Consider the following 26,593-nt stretch of genomic DNA (forward strand, 5'->3'; position numbering starts at 1 on the left):
TCTCAGTGTCTGGAAGAGCGGAACAACTCGACGAGATTGCGCACCCTGGCGAGGTAGCCCCCCAGTTCTTCCAGCGCCGCGACGGCTTCCGGATAGGTCGTCTGAACAAAGCGGATTTTCGTACCGATGCGCGCCTGCGCGAGGCGCCATAAATCCGCCTCGATGACGGTGCCGATCTTCGGGTAACCGCCCGACGGCTGTGCATCGCGTAGCTGGATGATCGGATGCCCGTTGTGCGGCACCTGAATCACACCGGGCACGATGCCATGCGAGCGCTTCTCGACGGCGTGCATCGCCGTGAGCGTCGGACCGGCGAGGCGATACCCATAGCGATCGCTTTGCGGCGTCACTTTCCAACCCTCGCGCCAGAACGCCTCGAGCGACTCCGGGCAGTAGCACTCGTATTCCGCAGCGGGCAGCACGCGCACCGCGGTTTCGTCGGCTGTCGCACCAGGCAGCGCGGAAGCCGCAGGCAATGTGAATTCCGGCGGCACGGTGCCGAAACCCGCAGCACGCGGTGCATCGAGCGGCATGGTGCGGGCGCCCTCGCCCACGGCCTTCAGCACATCGCCCTTTTGCAGCTGACGGCCGTCGTAGCCGCCGAACTGACCGCGCAGCTGCGTGCTGCGCGAGCCGAGCACCACAGGCACATCCACCCCGCCCGCGAGTGTCAGATAGCAGCGCGTTCCGCTTGTCGGCACACCGATGGTGAGCACGTCGCCCTCTTTGGCTTGCACCGTCCACCACGGCAACAGGGCCCGCTCGTTAAGGCGCGCGGGACAGTCCGCGCCCGTGATTGCAAAGGCCATGTCCGCCAGAAAGCGCACACGAAAGGGGAACATGGGAATCTCGATGCCCGCTGCGTCGTCGGGATTGCCGAGCAGCAGATTGCCGACTGCGAGCGCAAGCCGGTCCATCGCGCCGGCCGTGCCGACGCCATATCGCAGATAGCCTTCGCGCCCCTGGTCCTGCACGGTCGCAAGCGCCGAAGAAGACAGGATCTCGATCACGATGCAACCCTCTCGACGCGGAAGCGGATCATGTCGCCCGGCGCGAGCGTGGCGGGATGCTCGCGCGCCGGGTCGAAGAAAGACATCGACGTGTGACCGATCGTGTTCCAGCCGCTAGGTCCCGTCGATGCGGACACGCCCGTCTGCACGCCGCCGATCGACACGGCGCCGCCGGGCAACCCGAGCACCGGCACCTTGCGCCGCGGCGTCGCGATGCGCGGGTCCATGCCGCCCAGATAGCAATAACCGGGGTGGCTGCCGAGCGCGTAGACCGTATAGAGCGGCGCGCAATGCAACTGCACGACATCATCGACGCACAGGCCGGTGTGATTCACCACGTCTTGCAGATGCGGCCCGAACTCGCCGCCGTATTGCACCGGCAATTCCACCACTTTGCCCTCGATCTGCAGCTCGCCCGCCGCGGCCCATGCATCGCGCAACGCCTCGCCCAGCGACTCGGGGTCTGCCGGCGGCGTAGCGAACGTCAGCATCAGGTTAGTGACGCCCGGCACGGCTTCGCGCACGCCCGGCCATGTTTCTACCTCGCGCGCGAGCGTCCAGATACGGCGCTGCACGTGCAGATCGAGCGCACCTGGCGCTTCGAAGAGCAAGGCGGTCGTACCCAGCATGCTCACGCGCAGCGGCTCATCGGATTCGTCGTGGTTCATTGCAACAGCGGTCCTTGGTGCGTTCCGACGCGGCGGCCTCGCGGCGTCCGCATGCGCGATCGACGCAGGCTCAACGGTCAGCGTCATGGTTTTTTCTCCTCGCCAGCCAATGCTCGAGATAGTGGATGTCGACGCCCCCTGCGCAAAATGCCTCGTCGTCGAACATGGCCTGATGCAAGGGCACGTTCGTGCGAATGCCTTCCACGCGCATTTCCGACAGCGCAACACGCATGCGCGCGAGCGCTTCGTCACGCGTGGCGCCGTGCGTAATGAGCTTGGCAATGAGCGAGTCGTAGTACGGCGGCACGCGCACACCGCCGCTGATGTGAGAGTCGACCCGTACGCCATTGCCGCCGGGCTGTTCCCACATGGACACCGTGCCGGGACACGGCGCGAACATAAGCGGATCTTCGGCGTTGATGCGGCATTCGAACGAATGGCCAACCGAGCGAATGTCCGACTGACGAACGGTCAGTGCATGCCCCTGTGCGACGCGAATCTGTTCGCGGACGATGTCGATGCCCGACGTCATCTCCGTGACGGGATGCTCGACCTGCAGGCGTGTGTTCATTTCGATGAAATAGAACTGGCCGTTCTCGAACAGGAATTCGAACGTGCCCACGCCGCGATAACCCGTGTGCCTGCATGCCTCCACGCAGCGCTCGCCGACTTGCCGGACCATGCCAGCGTCGATGCCCGGCGCTGGCGCTTCCTCCACTACCTTCTGATGACGCCGCTGCAACGAGCAGTCGCGCGACCCGAGCCATAGTGCATTGCCATGCGTATCGCACAGCACCTGGATTTCGACATGACGCGGATGCTCAAGAAACTTTTCCACATACAGTTGCGGCTTGCCGAAGGCGCGGCGCGCCTCCTCGCGCGTTACTGAAACGGCATCGAGCAACTGGTCGGGGCCCGGCACGACGCGCATACCGCGCCCCCCGCCCCCGCCCGCCGATTTCACGATGACCGGGTAACCGATCTCTTCGGCGACACGCAGAATCTCCGCCGGCTCGTCGGACAGGCTGCCGTCTGGGCCCGGCACGCATGGCACACCGGCCGCGCGCATCGCGCGTTTTGCGGCGACCTTGTCGCCCATCGTGCGAATGGTTTGCGCGGCAGGCCCGATAAAAACCAGGCCCGCTGCCTCTACGTCCGCGGCAAAGTCCGCGTTCTCCGAAAGAAAGCCATAGCCCGGATGAATGGCCTGCGCGCCGCTCGCGTGTGCGGCAAAGAGGATCGCCGCGCCATCCAGATAGCTTTGTGCCGGTGACGCCGGGCCGATGCACAACGCTTCGTCAGCGAGACGCACGTGGCGCGCCTCGGCATCCGCCTCCGAGTAGACCGCGACCGTTTTGAGGCCCAGCTCACGGCAGGCCCGCTGGATTCGCAGCGCGATCTCGCCGCGGTTGGCAATCAGTACCTTGTCGAACATGGTCGTCTAGCCAATCCGGAAAAGCGGCTGGCCAGGTTCCACCTCGCTACCTGGCGCAACCAGCACCTCCAGGATGGCGCCGCCCGTTTCCGCTTCGATCGCGTTGAACATCTTCATCGCTTCGATGGTGCAAAGCACCTGACCTTCCCCGATCGTATCGCCTGGCGTCACGAACGGCGGCTCGCCGGGCGCGGGCGTCAGATGAACGACGCCGAACATCGGCGCGCGCACGCAATGCGGTTCCTTGGCGACTGAAGGTGCCGGGAACGGCAGAGCGGGGGTACGCGCGGCTTCGTCGGCGCCGCTTTGCACCGACGCCGGCAGCGCCGCGCCGCTCACGGGAGCGCCCGCTGCGCTCGCGTGTGCAACGCCCTGCTTTGCGCCTCGCTTCGCCTTGACAAGCTTGACCCGTGCGTCGCCCTCGATCACTTCGAGCTTCGCGAGCGGGGAGTCCGCCAACAGGTCGATCAGCGCCTTAATCTTCTGGAGATCCATCTTAGAGTCCGTGGCCGGTGGGACGCGCGCCCTTGACCGGCGGGCGCGCTCGACAATGAACTCAATGTATCCGGCGCATAAGAATTGCGCCAAGACCGTTTGGCTTTGTAGCGATAAGATGCGCTTATGTATCCGCGCCGGGCTCGAAACGAACGTCGAGCGCGAGGTCGCCCGCCAGTTCCAGCAGAATGTCCTTGACCGCCGCGGCGGGCTCGGAGAGCGGCAAATGATCGGAGAGGCAGACCGACAACGGAATCTTGATGACCGGCGAGACGATGCGGCATTGCACAATGTCCCCGGCGACCGCCACGACCCTGGCTGTCGAATCCGGCAGAATGGTCGCGCCGATGCCCGCGCCCACCGCTGCCGAGAGCGTAGACGCCGATTCGATTTCCGCCACCACCTTCGGAATCATTTGCACGCGCGCGAAGCCTTCGTCGACGTATTTGCGCAGATAGTTGTACGGACGCGGCAGGAGCAACGGCACGTCGCGAAGCTCCGTCACGCCTATCTGATCCTGCGCGATGCCCATGCTGCGCGGCGCAACGAGGAACAGCTCCTCGTTCATCAGAAGCTGGAACGACAGGCCGTGCACCGGCTTGTCGCCGTACAGCACAGCCATGTCCATGCGCCCGTTCATGATCAGTTCGCTGAGTGTGGTGCCGAAGTTCTCGTTGATGTACAGCAGGATGTCCGGATGCCGGGCCCGCACGGTGCGCAACAGCGGCAATGACAGCGCCGACGCGCCGGTGCCGGGCGCCAACCCGACCGAGACCTGACCCGACAGCGTCTGGCCGGCGCTTTTCACGTCGGCCTGAGCCTGCTCGTACTGACGCAGGATCAACTGCGCGTGGCGATACAGCGTGGCGCCCGCCTCGGTGGCGGTGACGCCGCGCTTCGTGCGCACGAGCAGCTGTTGCTGAAACTCGTCTTCAAGTGTGATGAGTTGCTGGCTCAGCGCCGGCTGTGCAATGTGAAGCACTTCCGCAGCCTGGGTGAGGCTGCCAATGTCGACGATCTTCACGAAATACTTCAAACGCCGCAGGTTCACGGTATTCGCGTCTCAACGTTAGTGATGGCAACCATGATAGGCCAAGCGCCCCTTCGCGCACAGTCCGCAAAAATCCGGTGTGCGGTTGCGCCCTGCGCAAAAAAGGTCTGCTAATCAGCGTATTCCCTCATGGATCGCGCGCTCCGGAACCGGACGCGCGCGTCGACGCGGCGTCATAAGCGGATGTTATTGCACCAGCGGAAAGTCATCTTGGCTTGAACTTTTTCGCGCGCTTAATGTGAATGCTGTCAAAAGCCGCTGAGGAGTTGAGTGTGAGTGCATCGCGCATCGCCGCCCGTGTTCAGAGAATCAAACCGTCACCGAGCAGCGCCGCCGCCGACCGGGCCGCGGAACTGCGGCGTGAGGGAAAGACCATCGTCAATCTCGTGGTGGGCGAGCCTGACTTCGATACACCCGCGCATATCCGCGAGGCCGCGATCGAGGCCATGGCGCGGGGCGAAACCCGCTACACGCAAACGGCCGGTACGCCGGCGCTGCGCGCCGCCATCGCCCAGAAGCTGCAGCGCGAAAACGGCCTCTCGTATGATCCGAAGCACATTATCGTGACCTGCGGCGCGAAGCATGCGATCTTCAACGCGCTCGCCGTGACGGTCGAACCCGGCGACGAAGTGCTCATTCCGGCTCCATACTGGGTGTCCTATCCGGACATGACACTGGCCTGCGACGGCACGCCGGTCGTCGTGCCCTGCACGGAAGCCGACAGCTTCAAGCTCACGCCCGCCGTGCTGGAAAAAGCGATCACGCCGCGCACGCGCTGGCTCATCATCAATTCGCCGACCAATCCGACGGGCGCCAGCTATAGCACGGCCGAGCTGCGCGCCCTCGCGAATGTACTGCTGCGCCACCCGCACGTGCTTGTGATGATGGACGACATCTACGAACACATTCGCTTCGAGGCCGGCGCGCCGCAACATCTGCTCGCTATCGAACCTCAGCTGAGCTCGCGTACGCTGGTCATCAACGGTGTCTCAAAGACCTACGCGATGACCGGCTGGCGCATCGGCTATGTGGCCGGCCCCGCCGATCTGATCGGCGCACTGGAAACACTCCAGTCGCAATCCACGAGTAACGCCTGCTCGATAAGCCAGGCCGCCGCGCTCGCCGCGTTGACCGGCGATCAGACGTTCGTGCAGCAGTCCGTGCGCATTTACAAGGAGCGACGCGATCACGCGCTGAAAGCGCTCAATGCGATTCCAGGCATCAGTTGCAAGACGCCGGGCGGCGCGTTTTATCTCTACGTCAACTGCAGCGGCATGATCGGCCGCACGACGCCCGACGGCAAGAGCCTCGACAACGACGTCGATGTCGTGCTGTATCTGCTCGAACACGCGGGCGTCGCACTGATCGCCGGCACCGCCTATGGCGTTTCGCCGTTCTTCCGTATGTCGATTGCAACGCGCATCGAAATCATCGACGAAGGCTGCAGGAAAATCGCAGCGGCGGTTGCCGCTTTGAGTTGAGAGACGGCGGCGGCGCGCGACAGAAGGTAACGACATAGCGCCAGCCGCCTGAAAAAAAGGCATGCCGCACCGCGAGGATGCCGCAGCCGGTTTGGAGCTTTCTTTTTTTCCGTCAATCTGCAAGGGGATCTACTCGTGAAAAAGCATACCTTAGGGATACTAACTGGATTGGGTCTGGCCATTTCAGGCGGAGTGCACGCTCAATCGAGCGTCACACTGTACGGCATCATCGACGAAGCGGTGCGCTTCGACACTCACCAGAACAAATCCGGCGGTAAGCTTTTTACAATGGGTAGCGGCGGCGAGATTCAGGGCAGCCGCTGGGGCATGCAGGGCACGGAAGATCTGGGCGGCGGTCTCGCGGCCATTTTTCAGCTCGAAGGCGGCTTCACGCCGAACACCGGCGTCACGCAGCAATCCACGCCTTCGGGCACGGCGCGCCTCTTCGGGCGCACTGCCATGGTCGGACTCACGAGCCCCTACGGCACATTGACCATGGGCCGCCAATACACGCTGGTTCATGAAATGGGCTGGACGCACGACATCTACGCGTTCGCCAACTACACCGGCACCATCGGCTTTCAGGGCGCGGGGCTGACGGGCGGAGGACGTCTCGACAACACGGTGCGCTATACGTCGCCCGCGCTCGCCGGCTTCACGTTCAAGGGCGCTTACACGTTCGGCGGCGTGGCGGGCAGCATCCATCAGAACTCGTCCCCGGCGCTCAGCCTCTCCTATGACAATGGGCCGCTGAGCGTCGGGGCGGCGTATCAGGTCGTGAACAACATCGGCGGCCTCACGCCCGCCACCACCGCGTACGGCAGCACCTATTTCGGTGTGACGATTCCGGACAGCTCGCAGAAAATATTCACAGTGGGCGCCACCTATAAGTTCGGCGCCGCGAAGGTCTTCGGCTCGTATATCTACAGCCACGTTTATCCGGCGGACTATCGGAACGACTCGTTCTCGACCGCGCTGCAGTACTACATGACACCTGCGCTCATTCTCGACCTGCCGCTTTACGTCGACTTCGTGCATCACGCGGGACAGAGCGGCACGCGCATCACCGGCGGCCCGACACTCGACTATCTGCTGAGCAAGCGCACCGACGTCTACGTCGGCGTGGACTACAACCATCTCACGGGCGCGTGGACCACGCTTGCTGCGGCATCGGGATCCAATCAGCCGTTCTTCGGCTACAACTCGCTGTTCGAAGCAGCGATCGGTTTGCGTCACAAGTTCTGACGCCTGCACGACCGAACGACTGCCCCGCGTTGTGCGAGGCCGGGCAGTGCTCGTCATCAGACATGCGGCGTCGCGCGCCGACGCGGGCCGCATGCTCGCTGCCTGCTTCATCCCATTTGAGGAGAAACCAGCCATGAGAATCGGCGTCCCTGCCGAAAGCCGCGCCGGTGAGACGCGTGTCGCCGCCACGCCCGAAACGGTCAAGACACTCACCGCCCTCGGGCACACCGTATTGGTGCAGAGCGCCGCAGGCGCCCTTGCTCACTACACTGACACCGCCTATGCCGCAGCCGGCGCAACGGTCTGCAGTGCGGCGCAAGCATTTGCCGCCGATGTCGTGCTGAAGGTACAAACGCCGACTGAAGCAGAGCTCGACGCCATGCGGCGCGGCACGGTTCTCATCGGCATGCTTAATCCGTTCGATGTGGACCAGGCCGCACGCATCCACGCTGCGGGGGTGCAAGCTTTTGCACTTGAATCGATTCCGCGTTCGACGCGCGCGCAAAGCATGGACGTGCTGTCCTCGCAGGCGAACATTGCAGGGTACAAGGCCGTGCTGCTAGCCGCGAGTCTTTATCAACGATTCATGCCAATGCTGATGACAGCCGCCGGCACGGTGAAAGCGGCGCGCGTGCTCGTGCTCGGCGCGGGCGTCGCGGGGCTGCAGGCGATTGCCACGGCGAAGCGGCTCGGCGCGGTGATCGAGGCGTCCGACGTGCGGCCCGCCGTCAAGGAACAAATCGAATCGCTCGGGGCAAAGTTTCTCGACGTGCCCTGCGAAACCGACGAAGAGCGTGCCGCCGCCGAAGGCGTGGGCGGCTATGCGCGCCCCATGCCACCCTCATGGCTCGCGCGGCAGGGCGCGTTGGTTCACGAGCGGGCAAAGCTGGCCGACATCGTCATTACGACCGCGCTGATTCCGGGGCGCACCGCGCCGACCTTGATCGACGAGGAGACTGTCCGCGCGATGAAAGCGGGCTCAGTGATCGTCGATCTCGCTGCCGGCAAAGGTCCGCATGTCGGCGAGCGGCGCGCCGGCAACTGTCCATTGACTGAAGCCGATGCCGTCGTGCTGCGCCACGGGGTGCAGATCGCCGGCTACACGAATCTTCCGGCGATGGTGGCAACGGACGCCTCCGCGCTCTACGCGCGCAACGTTCTCGACTTTCTGAAGCTGATTATGGACAGCGAACGAAAACTCAGTATCGACACGAGCGACGACATCATCGCCGCGACGTTGCTCGGTCACGACGCCGCGCTGCTGAAAACCGCCTAGGGACATGAGGACAACAAGGACACCGCGATGGAACTCATCAATCACACTACAACGAATCTGATTACCTTTGTTCTCGCCATTTACGTGGGCTACCACGTCGTATGGAACGTGACGCCCGCGTTGCATACGCCGCTGATGGCCGTCACCAATGCGATTTCGGCGATCGTGATGGTCGGCGCGATGCTCGCCGTCGGCCTCACTGAGGGCAGCGCGGGCAAAGCATTCGGCGCGCTCGCCGTGGCGCTCGCTGCGGTGAACGTATTCGGCGGCTTTCTCGTCACGCGGCGCATGCTCGAGATGTTCCGCAAGAAGGACATCAGGAAGCCGTCCGCCAACGCCGCTCAGCAGGCGAACGGAGCCGTGCGATGAGTACGAATACCGTCACACTGCTGTATCTTGTCGCGTCCGTCTGTTTCATTCAGGCGCTCAAAGGTCTGTCGAATCCGAAAAGCGCGCGCCTCGGGAATGTCTTTGGCATGAGCGGCATGGCGATTGCCATTCTCACGACGCTCGCCCTGATCGCAAAGCAGGCCTCGACGCTCGGCTCGGACCTGACGCTGGGACTCGGGGTCCTGTCCGCTGCATTGCTGATCGGCGGCACGGTGGGCACGGTGCTCGCTGCACGCGTCGAGATGACGAAGATGCCCGAGCTCATTGCTGCGATGCATTCGCTCATCGGGCTCGCCGCCGTTTGCATCGCTTACGCGGTGGTCTGCGAACCGTCGGCGTTCGGCCTTGCGACGGGCGACGGTGAGCTACCGTACGTCAATCGCGCCGAGCTTTTCGTCGGCACGTTTATCGGTGCGATCACGTTCTCGGGCTCCGTTATCGCGTTCGGCAAGCTGTCGGGAAAATACCGGTTCCGCCTATTTCAAGGCGCTCCCGTCGTATATGCGGGACAACATGCGCTGAACCTTGCGCTTGCCATTGCGATGATCGGCTTCGGCATTGCGTTTTTCGTCACACAGTCGTGGTTGCCGTTCATCGTCATGACGGCGATTGCGTTCGCGCTCGGCGTACTCATCATCATTCCGATCGGCGGCGCCGATATGCCGGTGGTCGTGTCCATGCTGAATTCGTATTCCGGCTGGGCTGCGGCAGGCATCGGCTTTTCGCTGAACAACCCGATGCTGATCATTGCCGGCTCGCTGGTCGGCTCATCCGGCGCAATTCTGTCCTACATCATGTGCCGCGCGATGAATCGTTCGTTCTTCAGCGTGCTGCTCGGCGGCTTCGGCGCGGACGCTTCGGCAGAAGGCGGTGCGAAGCGCGAGCAGCGTCCGGTGAAATCAGGCTCTGCCGATGACGCCGCGTTCCTGCTCGGCAACGCCGAATCCGTCGTCATCGTCCCCGGTTATGGACTCGCCGTCGCACGCGCGCAGCATGCACTGAAAGAGTTGACGGATAAACTCAGCGGCAAGGGCATCGACGTGCGCTATGCGATCCATCCCGTCGCGGGCCGCATGCCCGGCCACATGAACGTGCTGCTCGCGGAGGCCGAAGTGCCCTACGATCAGGTCTTCGAAATGGAAGACATCAACGCGGAATTCGGTCAGACGGATGTGGTGCTCGTGCTCGGCGCAAACGACGTCGTCAATCCCGCCGCCAAAACCGACCCGACCTCGCCCATTGCCGGCATGCCGATTCTCGAGGCCTATAAAGCGCGCACGGTCATCGTCAACAAACGCTCGATGGCGTCCGGATACGCGGGCCTCGACAACGACCTCTTCTATATGGACAAAACGATGATGGTGTTTTCGGACGCAAAGAAGGTCATCGAAAATATGACGAAAGCGCTCGACTAGCGAACCATTCCAGTTGGCAGCGGTGCAGCCATAAGCATCGGCTATCGGCCCAGACGAGATCGTTCTTTGCCGGCAGGTGCTTTTGCCGCTACCTTAGGGAGTGCAGATTCCGTATTTATCGTCATAGGCTCACATCATGCATGCACTCGTCATTCACGCACCACTCGATTTGCGCATCGAGGACGTTCCGACGCCCGAACCCGAAGCGAACCAGTTGCTGGTGCGTGTCCGGACAGGGGGCATCTGCGGCTCGGACCTCCACTACTTCAATCATGGCGGCTTCGGCACCATTCGCATCAAGGAGCCGATGGTGCTCGGTCACGAAGTTGCGGGCGTCGTGTCTCGCGCCGGCGCCGCGGTAACGGACATGCCGGCCGGCACACGCATTTCCATCAGCCCGAGCCGGCCTTGCGGTCTGTGCGAATACTGTCAGCAAGGCCTGCACAATCACTGCATGGACATGCGCTACTACGGCAGCGCCATGCGCACGCCGCATGTGCAAGGCGCGTTCCGTCAGGAAATCGTGATCGACCGTTCGCAGGCGCACGTCGTGTCCGATTCGCTGAGCGATGCCGAAGCCGCGATGGCCGAACCGCTCTGCGTCGCACTGCATGCGATGCGGCGCGCGGGCCCGCTGCTCGGCAAGCGCGTGCTCGTGACAGGCTGCGGGCCGATCGGCGCATTGATCGTTGCCGCCGCGCGGCGGGCCGGTGCGGCGACGATCGTTGCGACCGATGTCAACACGCTGCCGCTGGACAGCGCGAAAAAGGTCGGGGCCGATGTTGCACTCAATATTGCGGACTCGCCCGAGGCACTGAAGCCGTTCACCACCGGCAAAGGCAGCTTCGACGTGCTGTTCGAGGCAAGCGGCAACGCCACGGCACTGCGTGGCTCGTTCGACGCACTCAAGCCGCGAGGCGTCATCGTGCAGGTAGGATTAGGCGGCGACATCTCCTTGCCGCTCAATGTAATTGTCGCTAAGGAGTTCGATCTGCGCGGCGCGTTCCGCTTTCATGAAGAGTTCGCTATCGCCGTCGAACTGCTCAACAAAGGATTGATCGACGTAAAGCCGCTTATTACAGGGGTTTTTCCGTACCAGGAATCGGTCAAGGCGTTCCAGACCGCAGGGGACCGCTCAAAAGCGATGAAGGTGTTGGTGAATTTCGACTAATCTGCCCTGGACTGGCCTGTCAGGGTCGGCCCGACAAGCCATGTAAAAGAAGCCGACGCTGCGGAAGGCAGTCGTCGGCGTTTTCATCTTCCGTTCGCCGGTACTTCGGCCCACTCAGTTATTGCAGCGCGCCTCAAGCGCGTCGATAAACGAGCGGTCCCAGCGGCCCTGTTTCATCGCGCGCATCGTTTCGGCCTCGGCTTGCAGCACCGCTAGTGCTTTTTCGATGACATAGCCGGCGTCTTCCTGCGGAATCGCGAGCAAGCCATCCTGATCGCCGACAACGATATCGCCGGGATTCACCACCATGCCGCCGACCGACACTGTGACGTTGATTTCGCCGGGGCCGTCCTTATACGGACCGCGGTGTGTGACGCCGCGCGCATAGACCGGAAAGTCGCGCTCGCGGATTTCGGCCACGTCACGAATCGCGCCGTCCACCACGAGGCCCGTCATGCCGATATGCGCCGCATAGAAGGACAGAATGCCGCCGACCACCGCATTGTCGAGATCGCCGCCGGCATCGACGACGAGAACGTCGCCCTTGCGGCAAAACTCCAGCGCCCGCAGATAAGTCAGGTTATCGCCGCCTCGGGAGCGGACAGTGACGGCAGTTCCTGCCATCGTCTTCCTGGCCGGCCGCTGATAAGGATGAAGCCCCACGCTGCCGATGTTGCGATGCATGTTGTCGCTGAGCGCGGACACCGGAATATCCCGCAACGCGTTGAGAATGTGATCTGCCGCTTGAGGTGCCGAGGGGTTCTTTCTGATAGCCTTGTACATGGTCGAGAGTCGCTTCCGTGTGGGAGGAAAGCGGCTCATGCGCGACGCGTTCGCTCGTCTTCGCACGGCCGCGGGGACACGGAATCAACGGTATATCAGCCACCGGACCTGCACAAAGACGGCTTTGTTCTTGCACGATAGTAAAGGCTTATGATGGGGCGCGAGCTGTGTGACGTGTCCCCACGGACGCTGCTCCGACGACCGTACAAGGCAGTCAACGAGACTTCCAGTCGTCATGTAGTTGCTGGCCACGCGCCGAAACCGGCACACGTAGAGCGAAGGACAGTTGTCACCAAAAGCGAAGTAATGTTGTCAACAGCAGTTTTTCGCATCTCGCAGACGAATGCTTTGTTGAGACGAACAGAGGAAGCGCTTCGCCTCGTCATAGCAGCCGCACCGCTCGCTTTGGGTGCGAGAGCTACAGGCCGCAGTCGAGGCGATTTCTGCCTGCCTTAGGAGTCAGGAAGTGTCGGCGATGGAATGGGATGGTCGTTGCGGATCGCGGGCTTTGTCGCGACTTGCGCTACGTCAATGCATTAACCGCCGGCGTCTTTACGGTCCGAGACCCCACACACGATTTCCAACGAACGCCGGATCGTTACATTAATAGCGGTGCCAATGATTTACGTAATCTGTCTGCTGCCGAGGATTAGGCAACGCGCGCTTCATCCCCTGGCATGAAGGAACGCGGCAATGCTAGATGCGCGAAGCTTCGCAAACCGCCAACTATGCTCGCCACGCACTCGAGGATTTGGTAGTCGAACTCGAACGCGAATTGACGAATTTACTTCGCGCTGATGCGAGTTGACAACATTGCTTCGCAACGGAACGAAGTAATGTCGTCACCTCGGACGTTCTCGCCTTGTCCTGTCGGGCATGGTCCGGTGACAAAATTGCTTCGCTCTACGTGATTCGGACGAACCGGTCGTTCGCGCCTTCCTCAATTTCTAGCATTGGCGATGCATCAGTCAGACGAAGCAAGTACTTGCACTGGACAGTTTGCTTTTCTTTGGCCGGAGTAGGCGTCGTGCGCCTTCTCGATAAAGGAAGCCGCTTCCCCAAAGGAAAGCTGAGGCGTGGGCGACGCCGTAGTTCCATGTTCGCCCACTGTGTTTGCGTCGCGCGCGGTGCAACAGTTCGAATAAAGCTGCCCGGACAAGCACAGGGTCGCCCGCAGAAAACTCACGCTCTATCGCCATCAGCGATTGAGATGCCGCGACGAAGCGCTCGATCGATCCGGCCAGCGAAGGCCTGACGAGGCCACGTGCGGCGACAAGCACGGGAAGGATGCGCTGCCAGTTTCCGGTCCAGACACGCACAGCTGCCCTTTCGGCTGCATCGATCTGGCGCACGTCAAAGGCTTCCGGGTCAAAGTCAATACGGTTTTGCGGACAATCGCGCGTAGGTGCCACTTCCGATAGTAGTACCAAGTATTCACGATCATAAGACCTTACCCAAAAATCGGCGACGCGATGTTGCCCGTTAACTGCCATGAAGCCTGGCCGCTCACAGAATGTTCTTGGAGCAGGATCCGCTTCCAGCATAAGCGAGGCTTCGAAGGCGCTGCGCCGGTATAGCGGCAGACGTCGCCCGAGCTTTGGACTGAAAACGTCATACCGTTGCGCGCCGCGAGGTCGCGGGAGCATGGGCGGCTCGAAGCTTCGCAAAACGTCGACCATGTGTTCGATCTGCCAGAGGAAGTCACAGGCTGCAAGCTACTAGCAGCGTTGCACGACGACACTTGGATTCACAGGCTCACGGCAGACAACCAGTTGCCCGTCGCGCAGCATTCCGCGAAAAAATGACAACAGGTCGAGGCTCGATTCGACGATTGGTCGAATCGAGCCGACCTCCACGGTCCAAAGGATTGACCCAAACCTGTTCCGAAGGGCTATCCGCCAGACCAGAAATCAGGCTGGTACACAGCGCGGCAGCGATTACAGCCACTTCTCGAACACACGCTTGCCCGGATAGCTCGCCTGCTGTTGCAGTTGCTCTTCGATGCGAATCAGTTCGTTATATTTGGCGACCCGATCCGTCCGCGACAACGACCCCGTCTTGATCTGGCCACAATTGGTCGCAACTGCGAGGCCCGCTATCGTCACGTCCTCGGTTTCGCCCGACCGGTGAGACATCACGGCGGTGTAGCCTGCAGAACGTGCCACCTCGAGCGCCTCGAGCATCTCAGACAGCGTGCCGATCTGATTCAGCTTCACGAGAACCGAGTTTCCGGTCTTTTGCCGGATACCGTCCCGGATTCGGTTACCACTAGTGCAGAACAGGTCGTCGCCCACCAGTTGACAGCGATTGCCCAACGTTTCAGTCAGTGCCTGCCATCCTTCTATATCATTTTCCGCCATGCCGTCTTCAATCGAAAGAATGGGATAGCGCGAGACCAATTCAGAGAGGTATTTGACCTGGGCGAGGATATCCCGTGTAAGCGATTCCCCCTGATAGCGGTACTGCCCGCCTTCAAAAAACTCGCTGGCCGCGGGATCAAGCGCGAGGACAAAGTCGTCACCTGGACGGTAGCCGCATTTCTCAATGGCGCGGACGACAAATGTCAAAGCCTCGTCGGCCGATTTGAGGTTCGGTGCGAAACCGCCCTCGTCGCCGACGTTGGTGTTGTTGCCCGCCTCCGACAATGCTTTCTTGAGCGTGTGGAAGACCTCTGACCCCATACGAACGGCATCGGCCAGCGACCCCGCGCCCACGGGCATGATCATGAACTCCTGGAAATCGAGCGGATTGTCCGCATGAGCCCCGCCGTTGACGACGTTCATCATCGGCACTGGGAGAGTTCTGGCACTTACGCCGCCGACATATCTGAAATAGGGTTGGTTACAGGCAAGCGCCGCGGCTTTGGACGCGGCCAGTGAGACGCCCAAAATCGCGTTAGCGCCGATTCTGGATTTATTGGGGGTGCCGTCCAGATCGATGAGAATACGATCGATCTGGATCTGGTCCTCCACCGGCAGTCCGCGAATCGCATCGCCGATGACCCCATTGACCCCTGCCACCGCTTTTCTCACGCCTTTACCGTGGTAGCGCGCAGGATCTCCGTCACGCAACTCGACTGCTTCGTGAATACCCGTCGATGCGCCAGACGGCACTGCAGCGCGCCCGACATGGCCATTCTCCAACGTAATTTCGACCTCGACCGTGGGATTCCCTCTGCTATCGAGAATCTCGCGTCCAACCACTGCTGCAATCGCAGTCATACCGCTCTCCAGTTATCGAAGATTTACAGGGAAGCTACAGAAGACACCAAGGAAAACTCAAGAACACAACGGACTCATCGGAGGACGCTATCGAGCGCGTCCCATCCCGGCACGCAGTCGTCGTCGAGCTCACCGGGCAGAGGTAAGTCCCGTCGGACGAACCCCGATGCAAAGACGATGACGTCGATCGGATCGACCTCCGCGCAACGGGCGCCCAACGCCAGTTCCAGTTCGCGCAGCACGAGCAGTTTTTCACGCGTCGTCACGGCGTCGAAATAGCGCTGGCCCGCAGCGCCGTTTGCACTGCATTTGGCGGCCAGCCGTTCGCCTGCCGCGGCCACGTCCAGATCGTGCGGAGGCCCGGACGCGAACCGATCCGCCAACGCCAGCAGTTCCGCTTGTCCCGCTTCGAAATCGGCCGTGGCGATAGCGCGCCACACGCGGTCGCGACGCTCCGCCGGAACCAGAATGGCGAGTTCGCGCAAGACGTCAGCCGGTTCGTCCGAAGCGTGAACGAAATTCAGAATGCTATTCGGGCTGGCCATCAGGCTGCGCAACTGTTCCGGCTGGCGGCGTTCAACAGCGGCCGGCCCTTTGAACACTTTCATGCTGACGCTGGCCGGCCGCCGGGGAGCCGGCGCGGTCTGGATATACGCCGCCACTACACCGTTCGTTCCGGCGGCCCAGCGCGTATAGAGACGGATCTTGTCGGAGGTCGCGCGCTGGAACTGATACCGCCACAGGTCATGAAACAGGCCACCGGTGAACCGCACCGGCTCCGCTGCAACGGCGGCGAAACCCTGCGCCGTCAATAGCGTATGAGCGACTTGGAGGCGCTGACCGGCGATCGTCTCGCTCTTGAAAAGAACTAGGGCGACGCGCGCAAGGAGCGAAGCCATCTGTTCTTGCCAAATGAACGAAGCGTCGTAATACCCCTCGAGAAACAGACTGTCCCGGGAATACAAGGTCCGTTTGCGCGGCAGCGTTGTCGCCGCGCGCCAGAATTCGTCGTCCAGCTCTGTATGCATCGATAGGTGCCCGATATCAGCACAACGTTAGAGGGATGTCATCGGCGAGGGAACCATGTCGTCCGCGAGGAAGCTTTCCAGACTTGCTGCAATCGAAAACACCGACGCCTCGTCGAACAGATGCCCGATAACCTGAATGCCAACCGGCAGTCGCTCAGGCGTCAATCCCACCGGCATGGCCAGCGCGGGGTGACCGGTCACGTCGAAGCCGATCGTATGACTCAGCGAGGCCGGTTCCCAATCATCCCAGAATGCCGACAGAAGCGGAGCCGTCGAGGGAGCCGTCGCCGCGATCGCGGCGTCGAGACCCGCCAGACATTGCTCCATCCGCCTCACCAGTTCGCGCCGCACACGCTGCGAGAGAATCAGATCCGCCGCAGAAAGACTCGCGCCCGGCGCAATGCGCTGGTATGAGTACCGTCCAAAATCGAGCGGCCGGTTCCTGATGTTGTCTTCATGAATCGCAAACGACTCGGCAGACATGATAATGCGGCCGCACGCGTTGAGCAGTTCGAGATCCGGACCAGTCATTTCGACAATTTCCGCGCCGTTCGCCGCCAGTATCTCCACTGCGTGGTCGACCCGTTCGATCACCGCCGGCGACACATTGGGTGTGTCGACGAGCCAGCGCCGGAAGTAACCGATGCGCCTGTTCTCGACACCTTCAGTGAGCCTCGACGTATAGTCCCGCGCCAGGACGCGCGCGCTTGCCGGGTCCAGCGGATCGTGCCCGGCCACTGCTTCGAGCGCAAGCGCCGCGTCCGCGACGGTTCGGCTCATCGGGCCGCAGTGATCGAGCGAATACGAGAGCGGAAATACGCCGCGTCTTGACACCAGCCCGAAGGTCGGCTTCAATCCGACGACACCGCAGAAGCACGCCGGTGTCCGAATCGATCCCGATGTGTCCGAACCCCACGCGAGCGGCACCAGAGCGCTCGCCAAAGCGGCGGCGCAACCCGACGACGACCCCCCGGTGAAGCGTTCCAGGTCCCACGGATTGCGGGCGCAGGGATAGGGTAAATCGGTGCTTGGGCCGCCAAGTGCGAATTCGTGTGTTGCGAGTTTGCCGAGCAGCACGCCGCCCGCCCGCTTCATGCGCCGCTCGACCTCGGAGTCCTCAGCCGCGAGATGGCCGGCAGTCAAAGCTGAATGGCAGGTGGTCGGCAGGTCCTTGCTGTCGTAGATGTCTTTCAGCGCGTACGGAATGCCGTGCAGCGGTCCCCGGTCCCGCCCGGCGGCCAGTTCCGCATCGGCGCGCGCGGCGTCCGCGAGCGCTCTTTCGGCGGTCACGCGAATGAACGCATGAACGGTCTGGTCCACGCGCTCCGCCCGTGCAATCGCCGCCTCCGCCAATTCGGTGGCCCGCACTCGGCCGCTTCGCAGCCGCTGCCCCGCCTGGGTGATCGTCAGTTCATGCAGTGCCGTCATGGCCGCCCTCCCCAGGCCCTGCGTACTCCTTCGAGTCGAATGCAAAATCGAACATGAAGACGTTCGACGGCTCCTGCTCCGGCGTGACGGTTTCCCGTCGCAAGCACGTGCACATGCGCTGCAGATCCAGGCATCCAGCGAGCACGCCGCGCACCAGATGCGCCGGCACTTGCACGCCCGCCGCCACTAGCCGCCCGAGCATGTCATCCTGCACCCTTCGGTCATCCACGCCTGAATGCATCTGCCTAGCCTCCTAGATAGTAGGAACAGGAACCCTCTGACCGCCCACTAGCGGCGCGCAAAGCGGTTGGACGGCACGTCAAGGCCGAGATGCGATCTCAGGGTGTTACCCCGATAGCTATCCCGGAACAGGCCGCGGCGGACGAGTTCCGGCACGACCATGTCGATGAAATCGTAAAGGCCGGCCGGACTGTACGGCGGCATCACGTTGAAGCCGTCCGAGGCACGTTCGTTGAACCATTGCTCGAGTTCGTCGCAAATAGATTCGGGCGTACCGACCAGTTGCCAGTGCCCGCGCCCACCGGCAATCCGTTGATAAAGCTGCCGCACCGACAGTTCCTCCCGTCTCGCCATGTCAATCAGCAACTGGCGGCGGCTCTGTCCGGCCTCCGTCTCGGGTATCTCCGGCAAAGGGCCGTCGAGGTCGACATGGCTCAGGTCGAAGCCGCCTAACTGCGCGGACAACAGCGACAGCCCCGAAACAGGATGCACTAGTTGCTGCAGCGCCTCGTATTTGTCCTCGGCTTCGGCAAGGCTGCGGCCGACATACGGAAACACACCGACCATGATCTTCAGCGATCCGTCCCGTCGCCCGCAGGCGGCTAGGCGTTCCCGCATATCGCGATAGAACGCCTTGGCTTCGTGAATCTCGTTCTGCGCGCAAAACACCAGTTCGGCGCTGCGCGCGGCGAGCGCGCGGCCGGCCTCCGAAGCGCCGGCCTGCACGAGGACCGGCGCGCCCTGCGGACTACGTGGTATGTTCAGGGGCCCGCGCACCTGAAAGTGCTCGCCTTCGTGGCGCAGCGGATGCAGTTTCGTGCGGTCGAAGAACAGCCCCGTGCTCTTGTCGCGGAGAAAAGCATCGTCTTCCCAACTGTCCCAAAGGCCCTGCACGACGTCGACGAACTCGCTGGCGCGCGCATAGCGCTCCGCATGAGAGGGATGGCGGCGCATACCGAAGTTGAACGCCTCATATTCGTTTTGCGAGGTGATCAGGTTCCAACCCGCACGGCCGCCGCTGATGTGATCGAGAGAGCCGAACTTGCGGGCAATGTGATACGGCTCGTTGTAGGTCGTGGAGGCGCTCGCGATTAACCCGATTCGCCGCGTTCTGGCCGCCAGCCCGGAGATCAAGGTCAGCGGTTCGAACTGCGCGACATAACGGATAGCGGTGCGCTCTAGCGCCTCAATATCGTCGCCGCGTATTGCGAGGCTGTCGGCGAGAAACAGTAGGTCGAAGTGAGCTGCCTCCGCGCGGCAGGCAAGCTCGCCGTAGTGCTCGAAATTCACGCCGGCATCGGCCTGCGCGCCAGGATGCCGCCAACCGGCGACGTGATAACCGGTCGGGTAGAGAAAGGCGCCGAGGTGCATGTGCTGTCGTTCATGCATGTCAGTTTCCGTCGAGTCGATAAGCCTGCATGGCGAGTCGGTTCATACCGGTGCCTGCGCCGCGATTCGGCCCCGGTCTTTCGGCAACAACCAGGCGACGAGGCCGAGACAAGGCAGAAAGGAGCAGACATAAAACACAGCCACCACGCCGATTGAATCCGAAGCGGCGCCGATCGCGGCTGCGGCGGTCCCAGCAACGCCGGCCGCCAGACCGAAGAAGATCCCGGAGATCAGGCCGGCGCGCAGCGGGTAGAGATCCTGCGCATAGACGACGATCGACGAGAACGTCGACGCGATGGACAGGCCGATCAGCACCGTTAATAATGCGGTGCCCCCAATGCCGGTGTAGGGCAGCGCGATCGATAGCGGACAGGTGGCGAGCATCGACATCACGATCATGTTGCGGCGTCCGAAGCGATCTCCGATTAGGCCGCCCGCGAGCGTGCCGACGCCGAGCGCGAGCAGGAACGCAGTCAGATGCACCTGCGCGGTGCCGATCGGGAGATGGAATCGCTGAATCAGATAGAACACGTAATAAGCGTTCAGGCTCGCCATGTAGACGTATTTCACACAGACGATCAGCACCAGAACGAAGAGAGCGAAACGTCGCTTGGCGGAAGGTCCGTGTGCGGCGCAGGCCGGCTGCGTGCCGGCTTGCCGCTGCAAGGGAGTCGGCTGCGCCGTAGCGGACATGCCGCACTGACGGCGCAGATCCAGCACAGCTGTCAACGCCAGCATCGCCGCGACAACCGGCACGGTGAGCCATGCCACGCTGTGCCGGCCATACGTCAGCACCACGCCCGCCACGAACAGCGGCGTGGCGGCGGTGCCGAGATTGCCGCCCACCTGGTAAAGCGCCTGAGACAGTCCCTTGCGTGCGCCGTAGTTCAAACGCACGAGGCGCGACGATTCCGGATGAAACGCGGCGGACCCGATTCCGGCGAGCGCCACTGCCGCCACGATCAATCCATAGCTCGACGCGAAGCCCAGCGCGGCCACGCCCACCATGGTGGTCAGCATGCCGATCATGAGCAGACCGGCATGGCGATAGCGGTCCGCGAGCCAGCCGATCAATGGCTGACACAGGGACGACAGTGCCTGATAGATGAAGGCGAGCAAGCCGACCTTCGTGTAAGACAGGCCGAACTCCGCACGCACGACCGGATAGAGCGCGACGACCGCGGACTGAACCGCGTCGTTGGCAAAGTGAGCCGCGCCCAGCGCGACGACGGCGACGCCTCGACGGGTCGCGGCGGCGATGGGGGGAGTCAGTTGCTTGCCTGGTGCCTGCATGGATCTGTTCCTCATCGGAGCGTGGACGCGGCGCTCGCCGAACCGGGCGACTCGACCGCGAGCGCCCTGCAGCGCCGGTTGAAATCGTGGAAACGGGCGGGACTCAGAGGCACGCTCAAACGGTAAACCCAAGACACCGCGCCCTGCTCCGCCCACATGGCGTGCCGCTTGCCGACAATGCCCACACGCTTCAAACGGGCGATTCCGGCGTCGCCGTCCGCGAGCGCGAGGTAGGGAAGCGCGCGGTCCACCGGCATAGTCCGCTCGATTCCCACGAAACGCAGGAGGTCCGCCATTCGCAGCTTGTTTTGCTCAATCCGCGCCCTCAGCGGCGCGCCCATATCCCCATCCAGCAAGAGCCGCCGGCCGATCTCGACCGACAGCGTCGACGCCTGCAGAGGAGGCATGACGCGGCGCAAACGCGGCGCGACCGGCGCCGAGGCCACGCAATAGCCCAACCGGATGCCGCCGAGCCCGTAGCCTTTCGAGAAGCCCCGCACAACCACCAGGTTCGGCACCTCGTCGACCAGCACCGCCCCGCTTGCTTGAGGCGCGAGATAGTTCGCGTTCGATTCGTCGACCAATACCGTGTTCGAACGACGCGCGGCGATCATGCACAGCGCTCGCAATTCGTCGATCGACTGGCCAACGCCGCCGCCTGAAAACGAGGGGCGCTCCAGAAAGAGCACAGAATGCGCCGTGTCGTCGAGAAAGCCAGCATACGTATCGAAATCCGCTCCAGTCAGGGAGATGGGTTGCCGCCCGGCCAACTCGAGCCAGTGCGGAAAATCCGGGTAGACCGGCGCCGCGACTCCCGCAACGCGGCTTTCGGGAAGCGACGCGAGACAGTGCAGGATCGAGTTGACGCCCGCCGCGCAACTGACTCGCGAAGCCAGCGAAGGCTTCGCGAAAAAAGCCGCGACCGCCTCGCCTAGCGAATCTTCGTAAAACGGATCGGCGACCGGATAGCAGAGCAGGTTCGAGAGCATTTGCGCTTCGCCAGCGAGCAATTCGCGTAGGAGGCCGCGAATATCGATAGCGAGGTAATCGCGCTCGTCACTGGTCCAACCGAGATGCAGGAGGGTGTCGGTATCGTGCATCCCACCCGCACCTTGATAAGTCTCCGCTGCCAGCATACGGGCACCTTTGCGATCCGCAACTTGTTAGATATCGATCTGAAATGAAGCGAGCACGCCTTGACGGTATTGCTGCTGTTCGCCTAGTCCCGCAAGGCCGACCAGCACCGGGATCGTCGTAGCCGGGCTCATGCCGCCGGGCGGCAACGTGACGCTGCATCTGCGTGACGCCCCATTCCGAACCAGCTCCACTCCGACTTTTCCGGACCAGCCTGCGCTTGTTTTGATCTGGAAATCCTCGTCGCCGGCCCGTTCGGCGACTTCCACCGCCTCGCTGTCCCACTCCAGCAGCAATCGCGTTTCTCTGTCGTGAACTGCCACGCGGGTGTCGATCGTCAGCGCGTATCCCGAGTCCGGCGAGCGCGTGACGTTTATTGCCTCCAGGCGGACTTCGCGCTTCTCGCCCGGTTCACCGAAAAGCACGGTACTTCCGTCCATACCCGAGCCGCGCAAATCGCATAGGCCGCCCCCTGCCTCTAGGCGCCGGGCCCTTGCCGCTCCGAGCATGGCAATCACCTCGCTAGTGGTCGGCTGCGATGCGTACGCAGCGGCGCCGCGTTCGAGTCCCGTCAGAACCGGACCGAACAACGATCGGCAAATCGCTTCCGGCACCTCGTCGGCGGCTGCCGTCGATATCGGCGTGCCGCTCGCGGCTTGTGACAACCGTGCTCGGGTGGCGGTTATCCACCGATGAGAAGCACCTAGGTCCGGGTAAAGCGAGAGATAACGCGCGACGCTCGCCTCGCCGGCCATGTGTACGAAATAATGCCATTCATCCAGGTCGCCCACACGGATGAGCGGCTTGAAACGACAGGACAGCGAGGTTCGCGCGAAAAAGTCTCGGTAAGCATGCGTCGCCGAGATCATCGCAGCCGCGGCCGGCGCCGCAAATCGCACGTGATCGGGCATCTCGGGAAACGCGACACTTTCGATATCCAGTGCGTCGAAACGAAGTTCGCTGACCCGGTGAGCGCTCTGCGCGAATGCGAAACCATTGCCTTGCGGCACGGCGGCGGCGCCAAACCGCAGCGTCGGCGCGACCGCCGGGTAGTAGCGGTGAAAGTCCACCTTGACGCCTTCGATCTCGACGTTGGCAAACTCATGGTCCGATGTGGTTCGATAGGTGCGCGCGCCCAGTCGGGACAGCGCCGCCTGACACGCGTGCTCATCCGAGACAAGCACGTCGAGATCGTCGCCGGAACGAAAGTCGACTAGTCGACCGGAATGCAGATAACGGGTGGCGCCTTTGAGATACAGAACTCTTACGCCCCTGTCCGCCACGCATCGCGCCACCTCGCGCAGCACGCGGCGCTTCGAGTCGAAGCCGCGCAGCATCGCCTCTTGCTCATCGCGCAGGCCCTGCTCGAGGTGACAGCCATGCGCGAGTCCCGCCGTCGAACCGGATTGCAGCGCACGCGTCACGCGATCGCGTGCCGCGCCAACGATCTTGTGCAATTTGCAGCCGTCCAGAATTTCGTCAGCGGTGAACGGTTCGAGGGTGGACGCATCGGCGTATCCGGCCGCCCACAGCGCGATCGGAAACAGCCGGCGCAGCGCGAGGATGCTTTCCGAGCCGCTCATACCGCTCATCGCGCGCGCCCCGCGTTCGGGCCGGACAGATCGCCGCGAATCCAATCTGTGGCAACCGTGCCAGGCAACAGGTCGGCATGGCCCTCGCGTTCGTCGCAAAGAAGCGTCGTGCCGACGGTCAGGAAATCCCAGCGATTGTGTTCATCGAGCGCGATCGTGCGTGCCAGCTCGGGCCACGTCAGCGAACGGCTACCGCTGGCTTCACGCATGCCGACGGCGGCCTCGGGCGACATCGCGCCGCTCGCGACCAGCCGTTCCAGCGAGCGCCCGAAGTCGAGATCGTGCTCCCTAACAGTCTCGTACAGGTGCGAAGCATGCGTCGCGACATCGACTTCGGCAGATCCGTCGAGCGCTTGCGCGATGCCGTCGAGCACGGCCTGGCGCTCGGCCGCATCGAACACGATGCCCAATTCGCGAATGATGTCGGCGGGCTCGTCGGCGATATGCACGAAATTCAGCAGACGGTTGGGCATGCCCAGTAACTCGCGCATCCGCGTGCCGTCGCCGTTCGGTTTGGACGCCGAGCCCTTCAGTTCGCTCAGGCGCACAGAGACGGGCACCGGCGCGTGGTCCGCGGCTGGATCGCTGTTGGCCACGATTAGCGCCAGCGTGTCGCATGCATCGTAAAGCAAGGTCGACAGACGGATGCGGTCGACCGTCGCGAAGTTCCAGTTGTAGCGCCAAAGCTCGGCGCTGACATAACGGTTGAGGTGAACCACCGACGCATGAACGACGCGAAACCCATGACGATTCATGAACTCGACGGCACGCTCGACGCGCCGCCCGACGATCGCATCCGGCTTGAAAATGAGCAGGCCGAGACGCCGCGCCACGCCGGCCGTGTCGGTTGACCAACTCCCGACCGCTTCTGCCCAGCATTCGCGAAAATAGATGTCGGTGGCGAACAGCATCGGCTTGGCCGGCGCGGCCGTCAGTCGCGCCCAGTCGTGCGGAGCGGGCAAAGGATCGATATAGTCGGTGGCTTGGCGGTTTAACGGCAATTTGTCATTCATGGGTCTTAGCGGTTGCGCTTGAAAGGGGATGATCCGACGACGAGTCCGGAGCACAAGCCGGCGCGGCTTGCGGCATCGGCGCATGTACGCCTAACGCAGGTCCATCGGTCACAACAGCCCAACCCGACTCGACGAAGCAGGTCAGTAACGGTTCGATCGACAGCGGGTCCAGAGGCCGGCGAAATGCGTGCGAGATGGCTTGCCGCACGGCCGACGGATCGCGCGTGCCGTCCAGCAGCAACGCGATCGTATTAAGGATAGCCAGATTCAGCTTGTTCGCGCGAATTAGCGCAGCCAGCTCGTCGCGGCGCGCTGTCGGCAGCGCAGCGGTCATTGCGCGCGCGTTGAACGGCCCGCGCCACATGCGCCGAAGGCCGCCCGGCACGCGCGCCGCATCGCGAGCCGTCACACCGGCACCAAACGGCCTCGTGTCGAGCAGGTCCGGCAGCGTACTTTGCAGAAAGCCTGCACTCCACGCGCCGCGCGCCGTCTCTCGGTAGCGGTGCGCCGCCGCATGCAGTGCTGCGCGTTCCTTGTCGCGCCACGCGCGCAACCAGTCGTCGCCGACGGCACGCGCGTCCTGGAATAGATGAGACGTCAGACACACTGTCGCGGCGGCCGCCGCGATCGCGCGCCGCATCTCCGCTTCCGACACCTTGTCCGGCGTATCTTCCGACGAGTGATTGAAGCGGTCCGGCCAATGGGTCATCTGGATTGCCGGCACGCCGACCGAACTGTCGGCGAACAGCGAATGATCGGAGAAGCCGAGGTAACCCGAAGCGCGCCAACTACCCCCGAATTCGCTAGTCAGCTCGAAAACCCGCTCGACGACCTGCTCGGCTAGCGCGGACAGCCCCCAGCCTTGCTGCCCCGGACAACGTTCGACAATGAACGGGCATTCGCACTGTGTCTGGTCCTCGCCCACCATATCGAGGTTGATGACCGCGCGCGGCCGTTGTCTGCCCATGCGCATCGCGAGTTCGTGCAGCGCGGCGGCCGTGCCGCAAAACTCCGGCATCCAGAAGAAACGCAGCGACGGATGCCGGGCACCCAATCGCCCTTCGCGCCCAGCGGCCGCGAGCAGCGCAGCGCACGCCCAGACAGCGGCCACGCCCGACGCGTTGTCGTTCGCGCCTGGCCGGGGGTGGCAAAGGTGTGCCATCATCCAGATTTCGTCGTCTCCGTGTCCTTCGATACAGGCCGACACCACCGGCATGCACGCCGAGGCGTCGATCTCGATCCGGACCTCCGCCGCGCCACGATGTTTCGCGCAGGCGAGCGCTTCGTCGAGTTCCTCGCCGGTCAGGCTGAAGGCGAACAAGCTGCTGGCTGCCGGCAGTTCGATCCGACCGCGCGCGGCAGGATTCGCACCGGCCTGCGCGAGCCAGCCCCAGGCGCCCGCCTCGCGAAAACGCACGACATGTTCGGGCCGCACCTTGTGATTATCGCCGATCACGAGGATCGCGTCCTTCATGGCCGCGTCGGACATGGTGGGATCGAAGCGGACCAACGCGGCCCGCCTGCCATCGACCGGCGTCGCGCAGGAATATGTAGCCAGTGCGAACGGCGACTGTGCGTGATCGATAACGCGCCGGCTGCCACCAGGTGGATCGAACGACAAGCATGCAAAAGTCGGGCTCCATGCAAGTGGCGCCTCGAAGCTCCACCAGCGCGGCTTCCCGTTCGCCTCGAAGAGTTTCACCGTCACGCTGTCCAGGCCCAGCGCGCTTGCCGCATCGGCGACGAGTCCAGCCGCCGCACCGATCCCGTCCGACGCCTGGAAACGGTCGAACGCGCTGACCGCGCGCAACAGGTTCATGGCCTCTGTCACGGGA

23 protein-coding genes are annotated in these 26,593 nt (G+C 62.9%); 6 read left to right on the top strand and 17 right to left on the bottom strand.

Annotated features, from left to right (window positions below; genetic code table 11):
* Window positions 1-2: 2 nt before the first annotated feature.
* The 5 genes from ACEN8U_RS24535 to nac all read right to left on the bottom strand — a co-directional run bounded on the left by ACEN8U_RS24535 (window position 3) and on the right by nac (window position 4,659).
* Window positions 3-1,010, bottom strand: a complete 1,008-nt coding sequence (locus ACEN8U_RS24535) for a biotin-dependent carboxyltransferase family protein (RefSeq protein ID WP_310110649.1) — start codon at window positions 1,008-1,010, stop codon at window positions 3-5.
* Entirely contained in the window at window positions 1,007-1,678 is a 672-nt protein-coding gene (gene pxpB / locus ACEN8U_RS24540; protein ID WP_310110646.1) for a 5-oxoprolinase subunit PxpB, read from the bottom strand. The genes ACEN8U_RS24535 and pxpB overlap by 4 nt, the downstream gene beginning before the upstream one ends.
* Before the next feature lie 70 nt (window positions 1,679-1,748).
* The gene (gene accC / locus ACEN8U_RS24545; RefSeq protein ID WP_310110644.1) at window positions 1,749-3,113 is read right to left on the bottom strand and encodes an acetyl-CoA carboxylase biotin carboxylase subunit; all 1,365 of its coding nucleotides are present in this window, start codon (window positions 3,111-3,113) and stop codon (window positions 1,749-1,751) included.
* A 6-nt stretch (window positions 3,114-3,119) separates the two neighbouring features.
* Window positions 3,120-3,608 (bottom strand): acetyl-CoA carboxylase biotin carboxyl carrier protein, encoded by a 489-nt coding sequence (gene accB / locus ACEN8U_RS24550; protein ID WP_310110641.1) that lies wholly within the window; start codon window positions 3,606-3,608, stop codon window positions 3,120-3,122.
* A 124-nt stretch (window positions 3,609-3,732) separates the two neighbouring features.
* The gene (nac, locus tag ACEN8U_RS24555) at window positions 3,733-4,659 is read right to left on the bottom strand and encodes a nitrogen assimilation transcriptional regulator NAC (RefSeq protein ID WP_310110639.1); all 927 of its coding nucleotides are present in this window, start codon (window positions 4,657-4,659) and stop codon (window positions 3,733-3,735) included.
* 272 nt (window positions 4,660-4,931) lie between these two features.
* Here nac and ACEN8U_RS24560 point away from each other — a divergent pair, with 272 nt between their 5' ends.
* The 6 genes from ACEN8U_RS24560 to ACEN8U_RS24585 all read left to right on the top strand — a co-directional run bounded on the left by ACEN8U_RS24560 (window position 4,932) and on the right by ACEN8U_RS24585 (window position 11,637).
* Entirely contained in the window at window positions 4,932-6,140 is a 1,209-nt protein-coding gene (locus ACEN8U_RS24560) for an aspartate transaminase (RefSeq protein ID WP_310110637.1), read from the top strand.
* A gap of 135 nt (window positions 6,141-6,275) precedes the next feature.
* Window positions 6,276-7,385: a porin gene (locus tag ACEN8U_RS24565; protein WP_310110635.1), complete on the top strand. Its 1,110-nt coding sequence runs from the start codon at window positions 6,276-6,278 to the stop codon at window positions 7,383-7,385.
* Between the two features lie 133 nt (window positions 7,386-7,518).
* Window positions 7,519-8,661: a Re/Si-specific NAD(P)(+) transhydrogenase subunit alpha gene (locus ACEN8U_RS24570; protein ID WP_310110631.1), complete on the top strand. Its 1,143-nt coding sequence runs from the start codon at window positions 7,519-7,521 to the stop codon at window positions 8,659-8,661.
* A gap of 27 nt (window positions 8,662-8,688) precedes the next feature.
* Window positions 8,689-9,030, top strand: coding sequence for an NAD(P) transhydrogenase subunit alpha (locus ACEN8U_RS24575; RefSeq protein ID WP_310110629.1), 342 nt, complete (start codon window positions 8,689-8,691; stop codon window positions 9,028-9,030).
* Window positions 9,027-10,466, top strand: a complete 1,440-nt coding sequence (locus ACEN8U_RS24580) for an NAD(P)(+) transhydrogenase (Re/Si-specific) subunit beta (RefSeq protein WP_310110628.1) — start codon at window positions 9,027-9,029, stop codon at window positions 10,464-10,466. Before ACEN8U_RS24575 ends, ACEN8U_RS24580 begins: the two co-directional genes overlap by 4 nt.
* Before the next feature lie 136 nt (window positions 10,467-10,602).
* The gene (locus ACEN8U_RS24585) at window positions 10,603-11,637 is read left to right on the top strand and encodes an L-idonate 5-dehydrogenase (protein WP_310110626.1); all 1,035 of its coding nucleotides are present in this window, start codon (window positions 10,603-10,605) and stop codon (window positions 11,635-11,637) included.
* 114 nt (window positions 11,638-11,751) lie between these two features.
* Here the strand turns inward: ACEN8U_RS24585 and ACEN8U_RS24590 are convergent, their stop codons facing one another.
* The 12 genes from ACEN8U_RS24590 to ACEN8U_RS24645 all read right to left on the bottom strand — a co-directional run bounded on the left by ACEN8U_RS24590 (window position 11,752) and on the right by ACEN8U_RS24645 (window position 26,589).
* On the bottom strand, window positions 11,752-12,459 hold the full coding sequence (locus tag ACEN8U_RS24590) for an RraA family protein (RefSeq protein WP_374725941.1): 708 nt from the start codon (window positions 12,457-12,459) through the stop codon (window positions 11,752-11,754).
* A gap of 929 nt (window positions 12,460-13,388) precedes the next feature.
* On the bottom strand, window positions 13,389-14,099 hold the full coding sequence (locus ACEN8U_RS24595; protein WP_310110623.1) for a hypothetical protein: 711 nt from the start codon (window positions 14,097-14,099) through the stop codon (window positions 13,389-13,391).
* A 258-nt stretch (window positions 14,100-14,357) separates the two neighbouring features.
* Entirely contained in the window at window positions 14,358-15,641 is a 1,284-nt protein-coding gene (eno, locus tag ACEN8U_RS24600; protein WP_310110622.1) for a phosphopyruvate hydratase, read from the bottom strand.
* A gap of 74 nt (window positions 15,642-15,715) precedes the next feature.
* The gene (locus ACEN8U_RS24605; protein ID WP_310110619.1) at window positions 15,716-16,669 is read right to left on the bottom strand and encodes a nucleoside-diphosphate kinase; all 954 of its coding nucleotides are present in this window, start codon (window positions 16,667-16,669) and stop codon (window positions 15,716-15,718) included.
* Window positions 16,670-16,696: 27 nt separating this feature from the next.
* The gene (locus ACEN8U_RS24610; protein WP_310110618.1) at window positions 16,697-18,097 is read right to left on the bottom strand and encodes an amidase; all 1,401 of its coding nucleotides are present in this window, start codon (window positions 18,095-18,097) and stop codon (window positions 16,697-16,699) included.
* Entirely contained in the window at window positions 18,081-18,326 is a 246-nt protein-coding gene (locus ACEN8U_RS24615) for a hypothetical protein (RefSeq protein ID WP_310110616.1), read from the bottom strand. Before ACEN8U_RS24615 ends, ACEN8U_RS24610 begins: the two co-directional genes overlap by 17 nt.
* A gap of 59 nt (window positions 18,327-18,385) precedes the next feature.
* The gene (locus tag ACEN8U_RS24620) at window positions 18,386-19,708 is read right to left on the bottom strand and encodes an LLM class flavin-dependent oxidoreductase (RefSeq protein WP_310110613.1); all 1,323 of its coding nucleotides are present in this window, start codon (window positions 19,706-19,708) and stop codon (window positions 18,386-18,388) included.
* A gap of 60 nt (window positions 19,709-19,768) precedes the next feature.
* Window positions 19,769-21,019 (bottom strand): MFS transporter, encoded by a 1,251-nt coding sequence (locus tag ACEN8U_RS24625; RefSeq protein WP_310110610.1) that lies wholly within the window; start codon window positions 21,017-21,019, stop codon window positions 19,769-19,771.
* Between the two features lie 11 nt (window positions 21,020-21,030).
* On the bottom strand, window positions 21,031-22,119 hold the full coding sequence (locus tag ACEN8U_RS24630; protein ID WP_310110609.1) for an aminotransferase class I/II-fold pyridoxal phosphate-dependent enzyme: 1,089 nt from the start codon (window positions 22,117-22,119) through the stop codon (window positions 21,031-21,033).
* A 63-nt stretch (window positions 22,120-22,182) separates the two neighbouring features.
* Window positions 22,183-23,577, bottom strand: coding sequence for a nucleotidyltransferase family protein (locus ACEN8U_RS24635; RefSeq protein ID WP_413657721.1), 1,395 nt, complete (start codon window positions 23,575-23,577; stop codon window positions 22,183-22,185).
* Window positions 23,578-23,741: 164 nt separating this feature from the next.
* Window positions 23,742-24,842 carry a hypothetical protein gene (locus ACEN8U_RS24640; RefSeq protein ID WP_310110605.1) on the bottom strand — a complete coding sequence of 367 codons (1,101 nt, stop codon included), beginning with the start codon at window positions 24,840-24,842 and terminating at the stop codon, window positions 23,742-23,744.
* Window positions 24,751-26,589 carry a DUF4910 domain-containing protein gene (locus ACEN8U_RS24645; protein WP_310110603.1) on the bottom strand — a complete coding sequence of 613 codons (1,839 nt, stop codon included), beginning with the start codon at window positions 26,587-26,589 and terminating at the stop codon, window positions 24,751-24,753. Before ACEN8U_RS24645 ends, ACEN8U_RS24640 begins: the two co-directional genes overlap by 92 nt.
* Window positions 26,590-26,593: the final 4 nt, after the last annotated feature.

This window comes from Paraburkholderia phenoliruptrix, assembly GCF_047325075.1.
Taxonomy (GTDB): domain Bacteria; phylum Pseudomonadota; class Gammaproteobacteria; order Burkholderiales; family Burkholderiaceae; genus Paraburkholderia; species Paraburkholderia phenoliruptrix.